At 62.4% G+C, this 16,095-nt stretch carries 10 protein-coding genes; 7 read left to right on the plus strand and 3 right to left on the minus strand.

Features of this window, described 5'->3' with window-relative positions:
• Positions 1-35: 35 nt before the first annotated feature.
• Positions 36-332 (minus strand): aspartate-semialdehyde dehydrogenase, encoded by a 297-nt coding sequence (locus VMP31_RS04220; protein WP_325504398.1) that lies wholly within the window; start codon positions 330-332, stop codon positions 36-38.
• 192 nt (positions 333-524) lie between these two features.
• Here VMP31_RS04220 and rapA point away from each other — a divergent pair, with 192 nt between their 5' ends.
• The 4 genes from rapA to VMP31_RS04240 all read left to right on the plus strand — a co-directional run bounded on the left by rapA (position 525) and on the right by VMP31_RS04240 (position 6,792).
• A complete protein-coding gene (rapA, locus tag VMP31_RS04225; protein WP_325504400.1) occupies positions 525-3,368 on the plus strand; it encodes an RNA polymerase-associated protein RapA in 2,844 nt (947 codons plus the stop codon).
• A 172-nt stretch (positions 3,369-3,540) separates the two neighbouring features.
• Positions 3,541-5,388 carry an adenylate/guanylate cyclase domain-containing protein gene (locus VMP31_RS04230; RefSeq protein ID WP_325504402.1) on the plus strand — a complete coding sequence of 616 codons (1,848 nt, stop codon included), beginning with the start codon at positions 3,541-3,543 and terminating at the stop codon, positions 5,386-5,388.
• Positions 5,381-5,884 carry an SH3 domain-containing protein gene (locus VMP31_RS04235; protein WP_325504404.1) on the plus strand — a complete coding sequence of 168 codons (504 nt, stop codon included), beginning with the start codon at positions 5,381-5,383 and terminating at the stop codon, positions 5,882-5,884. The genes VMP31_RS04230 and VMP31_RS04235 overlap by 8 nt, the downstream gene beginning before the upstream one ends.
• Before the next feature lie 20 nt (positions 5,885-5,904).
• Positions 5,905-6,792 (plus strand): M48 family metalloprotease, encoded by an 888-nt coding sequence (locus VMP31_RS04240; RefSeq protein ID WP_325504406.1) that lies wholly within the window; start codon positions 5,905-5,907, stop codon positions 6,790-6,792.
• An 18-nt stretch (positions 6,793-6,810) separates the two neighbouring features.
• On the opposite strand, the gene VMP31_RS04245 is transcribed toward VMP31_RS04240, so the two are convergent.
• Together VMP31_RS04245 and VMP31_RS04250 are read right to left on the minus strand one after the other, a co-directional pair.
• On the minus strand, positions 6,811-8,769 hold the full coding sequence (locus VMP31_RS04245) for an HD domain-containing phosphohydrolase (RefSeq protein WP_325504408.1): 1,959 nt from the start codon (positions 8,767-8,769) through the stop codon (positions 6,811-6,813).
• Between the two features lie 130 nt (positions 8,770-8,899).
• Complete coding sequence (locus VMP31_RS04250; RefSeq protein WP_325504410.1) at positions 8,900-10,231, minus strand: MFS transporter; 1,332 nt, start codon at positions 10,229-10,231, stop codon at positions 8,900-8,902.
• Positions 10,232-10,547: 316 nt separating this feature from the next.
• Between VMP31_RS04250 and VMP31_RS04255 the strand changes: the two genes are divergently transcribed.
• The 3 genes from VMP31_RS04255 to mdoH all read left to right on the plus strand — a co-directional run bounded on the left by VMP31_RS04255 (position 10,548) and on the right by mdoH (position 16,061).
• Positions 10,548-11,801, plus strand: coding sequence for an acyltransferase (locus VMP31_RS04255; RefSeq protein ID WP_325504412.1), 1,254 nt, complete (start codon positions 10,548-10,550; stop codon positions 11,799-11,801).
• A 142-nt stretch (positions 11,802-11,943) separates the two neighbouring features.
• Complete coding sequence (locus VMP31_RS04260; protein ID WP_414705432.1) at positions 11,944-13,488, plus strand: glucan biosynthesis protein G; 1,545 nt, start codon at positions 11,944-11,946, stop codon at positions 13,486-13,488.
• Positions 13,485-16,061: a glucans biosynthesis glucosyltransferase MdoH gene (mdoH, locus tag VMP31_RS04265; protein ID WP_414705428.1), complete on the plus strand. Its 2,577-nt coding sequence runs from the start codon at positions 13,485-13,487 to the stop codon at positions 16,059-16,061. Before VMP31_RS04260 ends, mdoH begins: the two co-directional genes overlap by 4 nt.
• Positions 16,062-16,095 lie beyond the last annotated feature (34 nt).

The raw sequence follows: 16,095 nt of genomic DNA on the forward strand, positions 1-16,095 counted from the left end.
CTGCTAACCCGACTGGCGAGATCACCAGCCGGTTCTCAGACTTCCACATCCACCCATAGCCCCTGACGCGGCATGTCGTCCATCACCGCCTCGTCGGCTGCATCGACTTCGCCTTCGGCCAGCTCCGCGGGGGTGTAGCCCCGGCGCTGACGGCGACGCTGCTCTTCGCGCAGTAGCATCTCCGCTTCCTGCGGATGGCGTTTATCCAGGCTCACGCCACTTTCTTTGGCGCTTTCGGCCGCGGGTGTAACCGGCAGAATTTCCGGCCGGGGCTTGATCACATCCTGCTGAACCGTGACCGGAACCAGGCCTTGGGGGATAGGCGGTAGCATTTTATCTGTCCTCCTTACTTTATCTGTCCTCCTTTGGTCAGGCTTTCGGCCGCACGGACGCCGACTTGAGAGCCGCCTCGCTACACTTGCGACACGACCAACCACACAAAGTGCCGCCTGCACATCAATGCGCCTTGGGCCAGGGACCTGCCCTGCGTTAACATAGTCGGCTTTTTCACGCGGGAGACAAGCATGGCGCAGTATGAACCGGGACAACGCTGGATCAGTGACAGCGAAGCTGAGCTGGGGTTGGGAACCGTTCTGATGCAGGACGGCCGCATGCTTACCGTGCTCTACCCGGCCACCGGCGAAACCCGCCAGTACGCCATGCGCAATGCACCGCTGACCCGCGTGCGCTTCTCCCCGGGCGACGAGATCACTCACTTCGAAGGCTGGAAACTGACCGTACAGGAAGTCGACGATGTCGACGGCCTGCTGGTCTATCACGGCCTCAATGCCCAGCACGAAAGCGTCACTCTGCCGGAAACCCAGCTGTCGAACTTTATCCAGTTCCGCCTGGCCAGCGACCGCCTGTTCGCCGGGCAGATCGACCCGCTGCCCTGGTTCGCCCTGCGCTATCGCACTCTGGAGTTCACCAGCAAGCAGCTGCAGTCCTCGCTCTGGGGCCTGGGCGGCGTACGCGCCCAGCCGATTGCCCACCAGCTGCATATCGCCCGTGAAGTCGCCGACCGCATCGCCCCGCGCGTGCTGCTAGCCGACGAAGTGGGTCTGGGCAAAACCATCGAAGCCGGCCTGGTGATCCATCGCCAACTGCTGTCAGGGCGCGCCAACCGGGTGTTGATCCTGGTACCGGAAAACCTCCAGCACCAGTGGCTGGTGGAAATGCGTCGGCGCTTCAACCTGGACGTGGCGCTGTTCGACGCCGAGCGCTTTATCGAAAGCGACGCCAGCAACCCGTTTGAAGACTGCCAGCTGGCGCTGGTCGCCCTGGAATGGCTGTGCGAAGACGAAAAGGCCCAGGACGCGCTGTTTGCCGCCGGCTGGGACCTGCTGGTGGTCGACGAAGCCCACCACCTGGTCTGGCACCCGGAACACGCCAGCGAGGAATATCGCCTGGTCGAACAACTGTCCGAGGTGATTCCCGGCGTGTTGCTGCTGACCGCCACCCCGGAACAACTGGGCCAGGACAGCCACTTCGCGCGCCTGCGTCTGCTAGACCCCAACCGCTTCCACGACCTCGAAGCCTTCCGCGCCGAGAGCGCCCACTACCAGCCGGTCGCCGAAGCCGTACAGGAGTTGCTCGATCAGGGCCGCCTGTCGCCTGCCGCACACAAGACCATCCACGATTTCCTCGGTAACGCAGGCGAAGCCCTGCTGGCCGCGGTCAATGATGGCGACAGCGAGGCCGCGGCGCGCCTGGTGCGCGAACTGCTCGACCGCCATGGCACCGGCCGCCTGCTGTTTCGCAACACCCGCGCCGCCGTGCAGGGTTTCCCGGATCGCGAGCTGCACCCCTACCCCCTGGCCAGCCCGGACGAGTATCTGGAGCTGCCTGTGGGCGAGCATGCCGACCTCTACCCGGAAGTCAGCTACCAGGCCCAGGCCGAATTTGGCGATGAGCAGCGCTGGTGGCAGTTCGACCCTCGCGTCGAATGGCTGATCGACACCCTGAAGATGCTCAAGAAGTTCAAGGTGCTGGTGATCTGCGCCCACGCCGAAACCGCCATGGACCTGGAAGACGCCCTGCGCGTGCGCAAAGGCATTCCGGCCACCGTGTTCCACGAAGGCATGAGCATCCTTGAGCGCGACCGCGCCGCCGCCTATTTCGCCGACGAAGAATTCGGCGCCCAGGTGCTGATCTGTTCGGAAATCGGCTCGGAAGGTCGCAACTTCCAGTTCTCCCATCACCTGGTGCTGTTCGATCTGCCGGCCCACCCGGATCTGCTCGAACAGCGCATCGGCCGCCTCGACCGTATCGGTCAGAAGCACCGCATCCAGCTGCACGTGCCGTACCTGGAAAACAGCCCGCAGGAGCGTCTGTTCCAGTGGTACCACCAGGCGCTGAACGCCTTCCTCGCCACCTGCCCAACCGGCAACGCCCTGCAACACCAGTTCGGTAGCCGCCTGCTGCCGCTGCTGGAAAGCGGTGATGACGGCGAATGGCAGACCCTGGTCGATGAAGCCAAAACCGAGCGTCTGCGCCTTGAAGGCGAGCTGCATGCCGGCCGCGACCGCCTGCTGGAACTCAACTCCGGCGGTGCCGGCGAAGGCGAAGCGCTGGTCGAGGCGATTCTTGAACAAGACGACCAGTTCGCCCTGCCGATCTATATGGAGCAGCTGTTCGACGCTTTCGGCATCGACAGCGAAGACCACTCCGACAACGCCCTGATCCTGCGCCCCAGCGAAAAGATGCTGGATGCCAGCTTCCCCCTTGGCGACGATGAAGGCGTAACCATCACCTACGACCGCGACATGGCCCTGGCCCGCGAGGACATGCAGTTCCTCACCTGGGAACACCCCATGGTGCAAGGCGGCATGGATCTGGTGCGCTCCGGCTCCATGGGCAACACCGGCGTCGCGCTGATCAAGAACAAGGCGCTGAAACCCGGCACCGTGCTGCTGGAGCTGCTGTATGTCAGCGAAGTGGTCGCCCCGCGCGCCCTGCAACTGGGCCGCTACCTGCCGCCTATCGCCCTGCGCTGCCTGCTCGATGCCAACGGCAACGACCTGGCGCACAAGGTGGCCTTCGAAACCTTGAACGACCAGCTGGAAAGCGTGCCACGGGCCAGCGCCAACAAGTTCGTCCAGGCCCAGCGTGACAGCCTCAACCCGCTGATCAACGCCGGCGAAGGCAAGGTCGCCGAACGCCACGCTGCGCGCGTCGACGAAGCCAAGCGCCGCCTGGCCGCCGAAACCGACGAGGAACTGGCGCGCCTGGTCGCCCTGCAAGCGGTCAACCCCAGCGTGCGTGACAGCGAACTCAACGCCCTGCGCCAACTGCGCGAGCAAGGCCTGGCCATGCTCGACAAGGCGGCGCTGCGTCTAGAAGCCATACGGGTGCTGGTTGCGGGTTAAGCAGCATTAGCTACTGACCGCTGAGACGTAGCAGTAGCCCGGATGAAATCCGGGAATGCGTAGCGCGCCATCTCCCGGATTGCATCCGGGCTACTGGAGCAGAGGTGCCATCCACGGGGGCTGCTAGAGTCAGAAGCATCACTTCTGTCATCACAGCCCACAGGAGCTCCCAGTGCCTGCACGCGCCGCCTCGCGCCGGTTTCGCCACAGCCTCGGCGGGCTCTGCCTGCTGGCGCTGCTCCTGCTTCCCCTGCTGCATCTGTGGCCCGCGCTAAACGGGTTGAACAATGCCCATCTCGACTGGCTGATCCGCCAACGCGCCGCCGAACAGACGCCCGACCCGCGCCTGCTACTGATTGATATCGACGACCTGAGCCTGCAAGTGCTGGCCGGTGAAGCCGGTAAATGGCCGTGGCCGCGCTCGCTGCATGGCGAATTGCTGGAATACCTGCTCAGCCAACAGCCCAAGGCCGTGGCTTTCGACATCCTGTTCAGCGAGCCCGACCCGTTCAACCCGGACGCCGACAGCTACTTTGCCGAAGTGCTGCAACGCAGCTCCAACACCTACCTCGCCGCCCTGGTTCAACACGCCGATAAAGGCAGCCAACCGCCACTGCTGCGCGACTATCCCGCCTCCACCTGGCAAGCACCGGGGCAACGCGGCGCGGACGATCAGCGTGGTTTGCTCCTGCTGCCCAACGCCTTCCCCAGCGAAGTGTGGCACCTGGGCAACATCAACTTTCGCCCCGATGCCGACGGTATCGGCCGCCGCTATGAGCTGTACCGCAGCTTTGCCGACTGGCGCCTGCCCAGCATGCCTGCGCGCATCGTGCATGACCTGACCGGCAGCTTGCCGCCACAACAGAACCTGCTGTTGGACTGGCCCGGCACCAGCCGCCTGCCCTACCCACGCCTGCCCTACGCCGCCGTACTGGCGGCGGCGCGCAACCAGGGCGAACCGCTGGCAGCCGAGCTGTTCAAGGACCGCATCATCGTGATCGGCACCACCGCCGCCGGCCTGCATGACCTGCGCCCGACCCCGCTGGATACCCTCTACCCCGCGCCGTTTATCCTGATGACGGCCATCGACAACCTGCTCAACAACAGCCAGTTGCACGAGGCCGACGGCTGGTTGGAAGTGCTCGGACCGCTGCTGTTATTGCTCGGTTTGAGTGGATTGCTACTGCGTGAACAGCTGCCGGCGGCCTTTGCCCTGTGCCTGCTCGGCAGCCTGGCACTGTTTGCCGGCAGCTACTGGCTGGCCTTGCAGGGCCTGCTGCTCGGCGTGCTGCCGGGGCTGATCTGTCTATGGCTGCTGCTGGCCGCGGCTCTGGCGCTGTTCTACCTGCGCCGGCGTCAGCAATTGCAGGACACCATTCGCCTGTTCAGCCGCTTTATGGACCCGGTGGTGGTCAACCAGCTGGTGTCGCGCGACGACCCGGAAGCCCTGCTGGCGAGCAAGGAGTGCCAGCTGACCGTGCTGTTTTCCGATATCCGCAGCTTTACCACCCTCTCCGAACAGCACACGCCAAGCGAAATCGTGCACCTGCTTGAAGGCTATTTCAGCAGCCAGGTGGAGGTGCTGTTCAAACACCAGGCGACCCTCGACAAGTTTATCGGCGATGCCATCATGGCCTTCTGGGGCGCGCCGCTGGATAACCCGCAGCAGGCCGACCAGGCCATCCTCGCGGCCTTGGAAATGCTGGAAAACCTCGATGCCTTTCGCCGCAACTACAACTGCCCGGATTTCGACATCGGCATCGGCCTGCACACAGGACCAGCGGTCGTCGGCCTGGTCGGCGCAAAGCAGCGCTATGACTACACTGCAATAGGCGACACGGTGAACCTCGCCAGCCGCATCGAAGGGCTGACCAAGGGTCGCGCCCATCTACTGATTTCTGCCGCCACCCGTGAGGCCTGCACGCTCGATCTGGACTTCGTGCCCCAGGGCGAACACCAGGTAAAAGGTCGCGCCGAAGCCGTAATGCTCTACGAACCGCGAAGGAGACATGATGAATAAAGGCCTCTGCAGTGCCCTTGCGGCGCTGATATTCAGCTTCTACGGCTTCTCGGCGCTGGCCGAGGTACGCCAGGCGCAGACCTTACAGGACAGCGCCCTGCGCGCCGACCCCAGCGCCTCGGCCGCCAGTGTCGGCCAGGTCGGCAAACAGGCGCAGGTACTGGTACTGGAGCGCCAGGGTGGCTGGTATCAGGTGCAAACCTCAAGCGGCCAGCGCGGCTGGCTACCGCTGCTCAGCCTGCGCTTTGCCAAGGGGGCGCAAGCCAGCCGCAGCAATGACCTGGGCAGCCTGCTCAAGCTTGGCAATCCGGCCTCTCCCGCCAGCGGCGTGGCCACCGGGATTCGCGGCATCAGCGACGAAGAATTACGCAGCGGCAGTGCCAATACCTCGGCCAGCGTGCAAAGCCTGGATGCCTTCGCCGCGAGTCCGAGCGAGGCGCGCAGCTTCGCCCAGCAAGGTGGCCTGCGCAGTCAAAGCCTGCCCTACGCCCGCTAACACGCCGAGAGGAGAGCGACATGCAAACAGCCACACTATTCAAGTGCGCCAGCCTGCTCGGCCTGGTTGTCAGCCTCAGCGCCTGCCAGGGCCTGGAAGGCATGCAGATTCAGGGCGTCGATCTGGGCAAACTGGCCAGTGCCGGCCAGCACCTGACCAATATGGGCCAGAAAAGCGTCGATGAAGAGCGGGTGATCGGGCAGAACACCGCCTCTATCCTGCTGAGCAAAGCCGCGGTACTGAACAATCCGCCGCTGCAGGCTTACGTCAACCGCGTCGGCCTGTGGGTCGCCCAGCACAGCGAACGCCCCGATCTACCCTGGCGTTTCGTCGTACTCGACAGCTCGCAAGTGGCCGCCTACGCAGCACCTGGCGGTTACATCTTTATCACCAGTGGCATGCTCACCAGGATGAACAGCGAGGCCGAACTGGCCGGTGTACTGGCCCATGAAGTCGCCCACGTGGTGCAGCAACATCACCTCAAGGCCATTCAGCAGCAGGCGCAAACCGGCCTGCTGACTGACCTCGCCACCCTGGCGGTGCAAGCCGGTGCCGCCGACAAGGGTGGCAGTAAAGCAGGCGAGTTGACCGACCGTTTTACCCGCAGCGTCAGCGACCTTTACAGCCGCGGCCTGGACCGTGGCGATGAATACGAAGCCGACGCCATGGGCGCGGTAATCGCCACCCGCGCAGGCTATGACGCCTACGGTCTGGCCGGCGTACTACAAACCCTGGGCACCACTCGACAGAACGACGCGGCGCTTACTAGCTTCCTCAAGGTGCACCCAGGTATCGACGACCGTCTGCAGCGCCTGCAACCGGTTTATCTGTATATCGATAAGAACGCCAGCGGCCCGAGCCAAAGCCTGGATGCGCGCTATCAGCAGGCGCTTCAAGGCAAACGGTAGAGGCTGATAGCCCCACTTTTAATGTGAGTGGGGATGTTCACGGGTGCATGAAGGCTCGTAATCACACACGTGATGGCTAAACGGTGAGGTGGTGTGCGAGCCCGGCACGCCCGTCACCTGGAAGCAACGGCTGGCAATAAACAGCTGCACCAGTTCGGCATCGAGCAAACCGCTCTGCGCCTCACTCTTGAGAATATCCAGCGCCCGCTCCAGCGGCATTGCCGGCTTATAGGGTCGGTCCGCTGCGGTCAGGGCATCGTAGATATCGCAAATGGTCATGATCCGCGAAGCGCAGGGAATCGCATCGCCGATCAGGCCTTTTGGGTAACCGCTGCCATCGAGTTTTTCGTGGTGCGCCCCGGCGATATGCGGCACACCCTGCAAGTCCGGAGTCCAGGGAATCAGGCTGAGGAACTGCTGGGTATGCACCACATGGCGCTCGATCTCTTCGCGCTCAGCCGTGGTCAGGCTGCCTTTGCGCACTGTCAGAGCGCTGAATTCGCCCTCACTGAGCAGGCTGATCAGGCAATTTCCAGGGGCCTTGACCAACTCGCCCTGCACTTCCTGCAGATGCTGGAAGTCCCCCTCACTGAGCATGCTTGGCTCGTTGGCCTGAATGATGCTGTTCAGGTAGCGCTCCAGCCGCTCGCACTCATAAGCCAGCTCAGCCTCCAGCTGCAGACGCCGTTCATCACTCAGGCCACCCTGGTGACGGTAGGCATGCAACATCTTGCGCAGAGTCTGGTTACGCAGATTTTCCTGGGCCAGGGCGACGCGATAGCGCAGATTTTCCAGCACCGGGGCGGCCAGTTTCTTGGCTTTTACCAACACATGCTCGCGCACCCCGACCTTGCCGAAGTCATGCAGCAAGGCGGCGTACCGCAGCTCGCGCAAGCCATCGACGCTCAGCGCCTGTTCGCGCAAGCGGGCGTCCGGGGCGTAAGGCAACTGGTTGGCCAAGGTCAGACACAGTTCGGCAACCCGAAAGGAGTGGCCACTGGTGGTTGGGTCGCGCTGTTCGATGGCAAACACCGATGCCTGGACAAAACCGTCGAACAACCGGCTGATGTCATCCAGCAACTGGCGATTTTCGATCGCCACCGCCGCCTGACTGGCCAATGCACGCAATGACACGGCGGTTTCTTCGTCGAAGGCAATCAGCTCAGGCTCAAGCTGCTCGCTGTCCTTGCGCTGGCGGTTGATAAACTCCAGCACGCCGACCACTTCATGGCGATGGTTGCGCATGGGGATCGCCAGGATCGACATGGTGCGATAGCCCATCTGCAAGTCGAAGGAGCGATTGAAGCGATACGGTGCATCGGCGGCAATCGCGTACACGTCCTCAATATTCAGCTCAGAGCTAGTCAGCGCCACATAACCGGCAATAGAGGCCTTGCTCAGCGGCATGCGCTGGTCCTGGAAGCTGTTCTGGCTGAGCGTGCCATTTTGCGTCAGCTTGAAGATCAGCTGTGCCGGTGCATCCGGGCGGCGACTGACAAGAAAAAGCGAGGCGGCGTCGCTGTTGGACAACCGCCGCCCCTCGATCAGGATTTTTTCCAGCAAGCGATCTAAGTCACGCTCGGCCGACAGCGCCAGACCCACGTCCACCAGCTTACTCAGGTCATCATGCTTACCCGCCAGCGCGGCGGCCAATCGACCCGTCTGATCGCGCAGGCTGTATTGCTCGCCGGCAAAGCGCAGCAACGCCGACAACTCCTCGAGACTGGCGTGCGGTGGCAGCGGCAATACGCCTGGCTGATCCATGCAACCCAGCAGAATCGCACCGCAGCCCAACCAATCGGCCAACGGCCTGAGCGCCAGCAGCCGCTCATCGAGCAGCACCAGCGCCAGTTCATCCGGCAATGGATCAAGCCCATCAATCAGCTGCAAGGTCAGCGGGCACTGAGCCAGGACGTTACACAGGGGGTGATCGCCAAGCGCATTGCTGTGGCCCAGCACAAGGCGGGAAGTGCCCATGATGGTTGTCCTCAGTCGCAGTTGCGTGACAGCAGTGCGACTGAGTATTGCACAGGATTAGGGTTCTGCTCCGGACGCGCCGGAGCCCACACCAACGCCCAGCGCACGCCGGACAGCTCGACAAAACGGCTTAGCTGGTGGGCTGCAGCAGCTGCATACCTTGCTGCATCCGTGCCGCATCGCGCACAAAGCAGCGCGAGGCCTGCAGCAGCGCCAGCATGGTCAGCAGCAGCGCCACGGGTATCAGGTACATGGCCCCGTGCAAGCCCACCGCCTTGAAGGTTTCGTTCATTTCCGTGGCCCCGGCCGCGAGCATCGCCGCCTGGGCATAGTGGTCCGACAGCAGCCCCACCGCCACCGGCCCCAGACCACCGCCGAGCAGGTACAGGCCGGCGAAGAACAGGGCCATGGCAGTGGCGCGCAGGCGCGGCTCGATTACATCCTGGATCGCCGTATAGACGCAGGTATAGAAGTTGTAGGAAAACAACCAGCCGATACTGAACAGGGTGACAAACAGGGCGACTTCAATGCGCCCGGCGTACAAGGCATAGCCGGTGGCCAGCGCCGCAACCAGCATGCTCAGGGCGGCAAACAGCAGCCGCCCGGTCTGCCAGCGCTGATGAATCTTGTCCGCCAGCCAGCCGCCCAGGGTCAGCCCGAGCAACCCGGTCAAGCCGACGATAACCCCGGTAGCCATCGCCGCCTGCTCCAGCGGCAACAGGAAGTAGCGCTGCAGCATCGGCACCATAAACGAGTTGCAGGCGTAGGTAGCGAAGTTGAACGCCAGCCCGGCCAGCACCAGCCACCAGAAGGTGCGAATCGTCAGGACTTTGCGCAGCGGCTTGTCCACCGGGGTGGTCAGCGACTGCACCTGCTCCGCCGCGCCGCGCCGGGGTTCTTTGATAAAGAACATAAACAGCGCCAGGATCACCCCCGGCACGGCGGCAATAAAGAACGGCGCGCGCCAGCTGTCGAAGGCCGTGACCATGGCTCCGATGGTAAAGAAGGCCAGCAGCAGCCCCAGCGGCAGCCCGAGCATAAAGATGCCCATGGCCCGCGCCCGCTTGTGGGCCGGAAACAGGTCGCCAATCAGCGAGTTGGCCGCCGGTGCATAACTGGCCTCGCCAATGCCGACACCCATGCGAATCAGCAGAAAACTCCAGAAGTTCCAGGCCAGGCCATTCACCGCCGTCAGCCCGCTCCATACCGCCAACCCCCAGCCCATGATCTTGCGCCGCGCCCCGGTATCGGCCATGCGCCCCAGGGGCACCCCGGCAATCGCATAGACGATGGTGAAGGCGGTGCCGATCAGCCCCAGCTGAAAGTCGCTGAGGCCCCACTCCATGCGAATCGGCTCGATAATGATGGCCGGAATGGTACGATCGAAAAAGTTGAATAGGTTGGCGAGAAATAGCAGAAACAAAATACGCCAGGCATTCGCCGCTTGCTGGGACTGCTGCATGGATCACTCTCTGTTTTATTGTTATGACCGCGAGACACCACGGGTGGTACGAGCGTGCTTGGCAGTGGCTGCCAGAGCCTACGTAAGCGAATCTAGAGCCTGCGATCCGCGCTGTCTGTGACTATTTGTAGTGTTGATGTCAGTGAATCGTACAAAGCGAAGTCCTCGGCACAATCAGCCCACCGATCAAAAACCAATCAACACTGTCGAACATTTTCCACGCTGGGCCTCACATGCCTGGGCGCGCTCCCCTTGTGCTTTATTCAGGGGAGGGCAGCCTAAAGGGATGGGGACAGTTCAATTACAGGAGAGCAGAGTGACGCGCATCGGCAAGGAGCATTTTATCGGCCTGGAATGGTTACGTTTTCTGCTCGGCGTCTATGTGGTGGTGTTCCATACCCTGCATAACTACCCGAGCGAGCAAAAACCTTCCTGGCTGGTGGACCTGACCGGGGTCGGGTTCTTTGCCACCAGCAGTTTCTTCGTGCTGTCCGGCTTTCTGCTGGCCCATGTGTACTGCCGCCAGGGGCAATTGCGCGAACCCGCCCGCAGCTTCCTGAGCAGGCGTTTCGCCAACCTCTATCCGCTGCACCTGTTTTCGCTGCTGCTGACGATCAGCGTGCTGTTTATCATCGGCACCCTCGGCATCCCGCCCGATGACAGCAAGGCCAGTATCCGCTTCGTGATTTATGACACCAACGCAGACCTGGGAGGCGCATCCCGGGAGACCCTTGAACATTTTATGAGCAATGGCGAACTGCTGCTCAACTCCGCCTTGCAACTGCTGATGCTGCAAGCCTGGAACCCTTACTACCTGACGTTCAATGCGCCGCTGTGGTCGATTTCCACGCTGTTTTTCTTCTACCTGACCTTTCCCCTGCTGGCACCACGCCTGATGCGCGCACGCCACAAGGGCTGGTGGCTGGTCGCCGTTACCCTGATCTACCTGCTGCCACCGCTCTGGGTAATCCAAAATCAGGAATACGGTATGCCTTACACCGGCATGCTGCACCGCATGCCCCTGCTGCGCCTGCCGGAGTTTCTCGCCGGCATTCTGTTGTACGGCTTGTTCCGCCAACTGCGCGACAGCGGATATGAACCCCAACTGGGCACCAAGGTGTTGCTCGGCGGCTTCTGCCTGCTGTGCTTTGGCGCAGCGGTCTGGCTGCTCAAGGGCGAACGGTTCTGGTACTTCCTGCTGCACAACGGCTTGCTGCTGCCCGCGCAACTGGCTCTGGTCTACCTCTGTGCCCTGATCGCCACACCCGGCAACGCGCGCCTGATCCACTGGTCACAGCGGCTGGGCGCGGCATCGCTGCCGCTGTTTGTTCTGCATGTGCCGGCTTTCATCCTATTTTCCCGTTCGGAAAAGCTTCTCGGCGTGGCCTCGCCAGCCTGTTTCGAGCTCTGGACCAGCTGTGCTCGGCAAGCCGCTGAGCAACCACTGTCCCTGTGGTTCTACCCACTGTTTCTGCTGCTGACGATTGCCTTGTGCGTCTGGTCGCAAGAACAAGCTGTAGTCCCGGCACGCCGATTGCTACTCAAACGCCTGCCGGTATCTGACCAGTAAAGATCCTTCAGCAAAGAGGAATCATTTACGGATAAAATGGTCGGAAATTCAGCACCCGGTTCAACTGAGTGCGCTCTACTTTCTTGCTTCGTCTGGTGAATCCGTGTCATTGAAAATCGTCAAATCTTCCTCCCATCACGGCATCCTTCCCCCCCTATTCCATTTGGCCTCTATTGCCTTGTTGCTCTGCACCGCTCAAGTACAGGCATTCTCGCTGGATGACGTGGCCGCCAAGGCCAAAGCGCTCGGCGAAAAAAACTACAGCGCCCCGGCCAGCAATCTGCCCGCCGAGTTTCGCGAGATGGCCTTCGCCGATTATCAGAAAATCCAGCCGCGCCCTGAAAAATTCGAGTGGAGCGAGCGTGATACGCCCTTCAAGCTGGGCTTTTATCACCAAGGCATGCACTTCAATACGCCGGTAAAGATCAACGAGGTCACCGCCACCACCGTCACGGAAATCAAGTACGACCCCGAACGCTTTGATTTCGGCGACCTGAAACTCGATCAACAATCGACCCAGCATATTGGCTATGCCGGTTTTCGGGTGATCTATCCGATCAACAAGAAGGACAAGCAGGACGAGATCATGAGCATGCTCGGTGCCAGCTACTTCCGGGTGATCGGCAAAGGTCAGGTGTACGGTTTATCGGCGCGCGGCCTGGCCATCGACACCGCATTGCCCAGTGGCGAGGAGTTTCCCTATTTCCGCGAGTTCTGGATCGAACGGCCGAAACCGCAGGACAAGCACCTGGTGATTTTCGCCCTGCTCGACTCTCCACGCGCTACCGGCGCCTACCGTTTCACCCTGCGCCCCGGCAAGGATGCGGTGGTGGACGTGCAAGCCAGCGTGTACCTGCGCACCGCAGTGGATGAACTGGGCCTGGCACCGCTGACCAGCATGTTCCTGTTCGACCCGAAACAGCCGCCCCGGCAGCAAAGCTTCCGCCCGGCCCTGCATGACTCCAACGGCCTGGCGATCCATGCCGGCAATGGCGAGTGGCTCTGGCGACCGCTGAACAACCCGAAACACCTGGCCGTCAGCAGCTGGCAGGTGGAAAACCCGAAAGGCTTCGGTTTGCTCCAGCGCGGCCGAGAGTTCTCCCGCTACGAAGACCTCGACGACCGTTACGATCTACGCCCCAGCGCCTGGATCGAACCCAAGGGGGACTGGGGCAAAGGCCGCATCAAGCTGGTGGAAATCCCTACCCAGGACGAGACCAACGACAACATAGCGGCATTCTGGACGCCGGATAAGTTGCCGGAACAAGGCCAGCCCCTGGAGTTCGCCTACCGCATGCACTGGACCCGCGACGAGCAGGCGCTGCATCAACCGGACAACGCCTGGGTCGCCCAGACACTGCGTGCGGTGGGTGAAGACAAGCAAGCCAACCTGATCCGCGAACTGGACGACAGCATCGCCCTGCTGATCGATTTCGAAGGCCCCGCACTGGCCAAACTGGCGCAAGACGCCGCACCGAGCTCGCAAGTCAGCGTCGGCGACAATGCCAAGCTGTTGCAAAACAGCCTGCGCTATAACCCCGCTAGCAAAGGCTGGCGCCTGACCTTGCGGGTCAAGGTCAAAGACCCCGCGCAGCCGGTGGAAATGCGCGCGGCACTGGTCAAAGACGACCTACCGCTGAGTGAAACCTGGAGTTATCAATTACCCGCCCACACGGCTAGCAATTGATGAACGCGCAGACGCATCAAGCTGACCTGGACGCCTACCTGGCAGAGCTGCCGCTGCCTGAGGCTGAGCGAGAAACGCTGGCCCAGGCCGCGAGCTTCGCCGAGCTGCACCAGCAGCTGTCCGGCCAGCCGGCGCAGAGCGCAGACGAAGCCGTCATCCAGTCGGCCACACGCCGCCTGCAACTGGGCACCGGAGCCAGCCTGAGCGACGCCGGCGTCCTCGGTGCAGACGCCGCTGGCCGGCCGCGCATCGAGGCGACCCCACCGCTGAACCGCAGCCATGTGACGCCCGAGGCCTGGCGCACCAATATCCTCACCCGCGGCTGGCGCAAACTACTCGGCAGGAAGAGCCCGCCGCCACCGCCGCGCCAACAACTGGAACCCGCGCTCTGGCGCCAGGTTGGCTCACGCCGCCGGCTGGTTTTACTGCTGCTGATGCTCGGGCAAACGGTAGTGGCGACCTGGTACATGAACAGCATCCTGCCCTACCAGGGCTGGATGCTGATCGACCTGCAGGAAATCATGCAACAAGGCCTGCAACAGAGTCTTATCCAGGTGCTGCCTTATGTGGTGCAATTCAGCATCCTGGTGCTGTTCTCCATCCTGTTCTGCTGGGTCTCCGCGGGTTTCTGGACAGCCTTGATGGGCTTCTGGGAGCTGCTGCGCGGCTATGACAAGTACGGGATTTCCGGCGCTCATGCGGGCAATCAGCCGATTCCCGCCGAGGCGCGAACCGCGATCATCATGCCGATCTGCAACGAGGACGTGCCGCGGGTTTTCGCCGGGTTGCGCGCAACCTACGAGTCGGTAGCCGCCACCGGCGATCTCGATCGCTTCGATTTCTTCGTGCTCAGCGACAGCGGCGACGCCGACATCATCGTCGCCGAACAAAGCGCCTGGCTGGAGCTGTGTCAGGCCTGCAAGGGCTTCGGGAAAATCTTCTACCGGCGCAGGCGCCGTCGGGTCAAACGCAAAAGCGGCAATATCGACGACTTTTGCCGGCGTTGGGGCAGCAACTACCGCTATATGGTGGTGCTCGATGCCGACAGCGTGATGAGCGGCGAAAGCCTGACCTGCTTGGTGCGTCTGATGGAAAACAATCCCCAGGCCGGGATTATCCAGACCGCACCGAAGTCCGCCGGCATGAGCACCCTCTATGCACGCCTGCAACAATTCGCCACCCGCGCCTACGGGCCACTGTTCACCGCAGGCCTGCACTACTGGCAACTCGGCGAATCGCACTATTGGGGGCACAACGCGATCATCCGCGTACAACCCTTTATCGACCACTGCGCCCTGGCACCACTGCCGGGCAAGGGCTCATTCGCTGGCGCGATCATGTCCCATGACTTCGTCGAAGCGTCACTGATGCGCCGCGCCGGCTGGGGCGTATGGATCGCCTACGACGTGCCCGGCAGCTATGAAGAACTGCCGCCCAACCTGATCGACGAACTGGAACGCGATCGCCGCTGGTGCCATGGCAACCTGATGAACTTCCGCCTGTTCCTGGTCAAGGGCATGCATCCGGTGCACCGCGCGGTGTTCCTTACCGGGGTGATGTCCTACCTGTCGGCACCGCTGTGGTTCCTCTTCCTGCTGCTCTCCACCGCGCTGCTGGCGACCCATACCCTGCTGGAGCCGCAGTACTTTCTGGTGCCGGGACAGTTGTTCCCGGTCTGGCCGCACTGGAATCCGGAGAAAGCCATTGCGCTGTTCTCCACCACCCTGACCTTGCTGTTCCTGCCCAAACTGCTCAGCGTCCTGCTGATCTGGATCAAGGGTGCCCATGCCTATGGCGGCGCGTTCAAGGTCAGCCTCAGCATGCTTCTGGAAATGCTTTTCTCGGTGCTGCTGGCCCCGGTCAGGATGCTGTTCCACACCCGCTTCGTCACCGCGGCCTTTCTCGGCTGGTCGGTACAGTGGAACTCGCCACAGCGTGACGATGGCATCACCACCTGGAGCGACGGCGTGCGGCGGCACGGCTGGCAAACCCTGTTGGGGGTTCTCTGGACTGCCGGGGTCGCCTGGCTCGACCCGGTGTTTCTCTGGTGGCTGGCACCGATCGTGGTGTCGCTGATGGTGTCGATCCCGGTGTCGGTGATCTCCAGCCGCCTGAGCCTGGGCCTGAGTGCTCGACGCAACCAGTTGTTCCTGATCCCCGAAGAATCGAATCCGCCCCAGGAACTGGTTTCCACCTACGCCTACGCCAAGCACAACCGCGAGCATGCCCTGCATCAGGGCTTTATCGCCGCCGCGCTGCAGCCGTTCCCCAACGCACTGGCATGCGCCATGGCAACCGCCCGCCATGGCACCTCGCCACGCCTCGAAACGGCCCGCCAGCGCCTATTGCAACATGCACTGAACAACGCGCCGGAAAAGCTCGACGGTCCGAGCAAACTAGCCTTGTTGAGCGACCCTGTGGCACTCAGCCGCCTGCATGCACGGCTCTGGGAACAGGCCGAGCAGCATCCCGCGTGGCAGCATGCCTTTAACCAGGCCGTAGAACAGCCGGCCCGTTTGCCGGCCACACAGGCCAGGCTTCCCCTGTCTCCACCACGCTCGCTAGCCGGCTAACAGGCGCTAACACCCGCCTTCGACTGCGCCTGGT

This window comes from Pseudomonas sp. (genome assembly GCF_035512415.1).
GTDB lineage: Bacteria > Pseudomonadota > Gammaproteobacteria > Pseudomonadales > Pseudomonadaceae > Aquipseudomonas.

Excerpts from the sequence above, each read along its gene's own strand:
- VMP31_RS04240 (WP_325504406.1), top strand. The coding sequence starts at position 5,905 with ATGCAAACAGCCACACTATTCAAGTGCGCCAGCCTGCTCGGCCTGGTT.
- VMP31_RS04245 (WP_325504408.1), bottom strand. The coding sequence starts at position 8,769 with ATGGGCACTTCCCGCCTTGTGCTGGGCCACAGCAATGCGCTTGGCGAT.
- rapA (WP_325504400.1), top strand. The coding sequence starts at position 525 with ATGGCGCAGTATGAACCGGGACAACGCTGGATCAGTGACAGCGAAGCT.
- VMP31_RS04250 (WP_325504410.1), bottom strand. The coding sequence starts at position 10,231 with ATGCAGCAGTCCCAGCAAGCGGCGAATGCCTGGCGTATTTTGTTTCTG.
- VMP31_RS04220 (WP_325504398.1), bottom strand. The coding sequence starts at position 332 with ATGCTACCGCCTATCCCCCAAGGCCTGGTTCCGGTCACGGTTCAGCAG.
- VMP31_RS04235 (WP_325504404.1), top strand. The coding sequence starts at position 5,381 with ATGAATAAAGGCCTCTGCAGTGCCCTTGCGGCGCTGATATTCAGCTTC.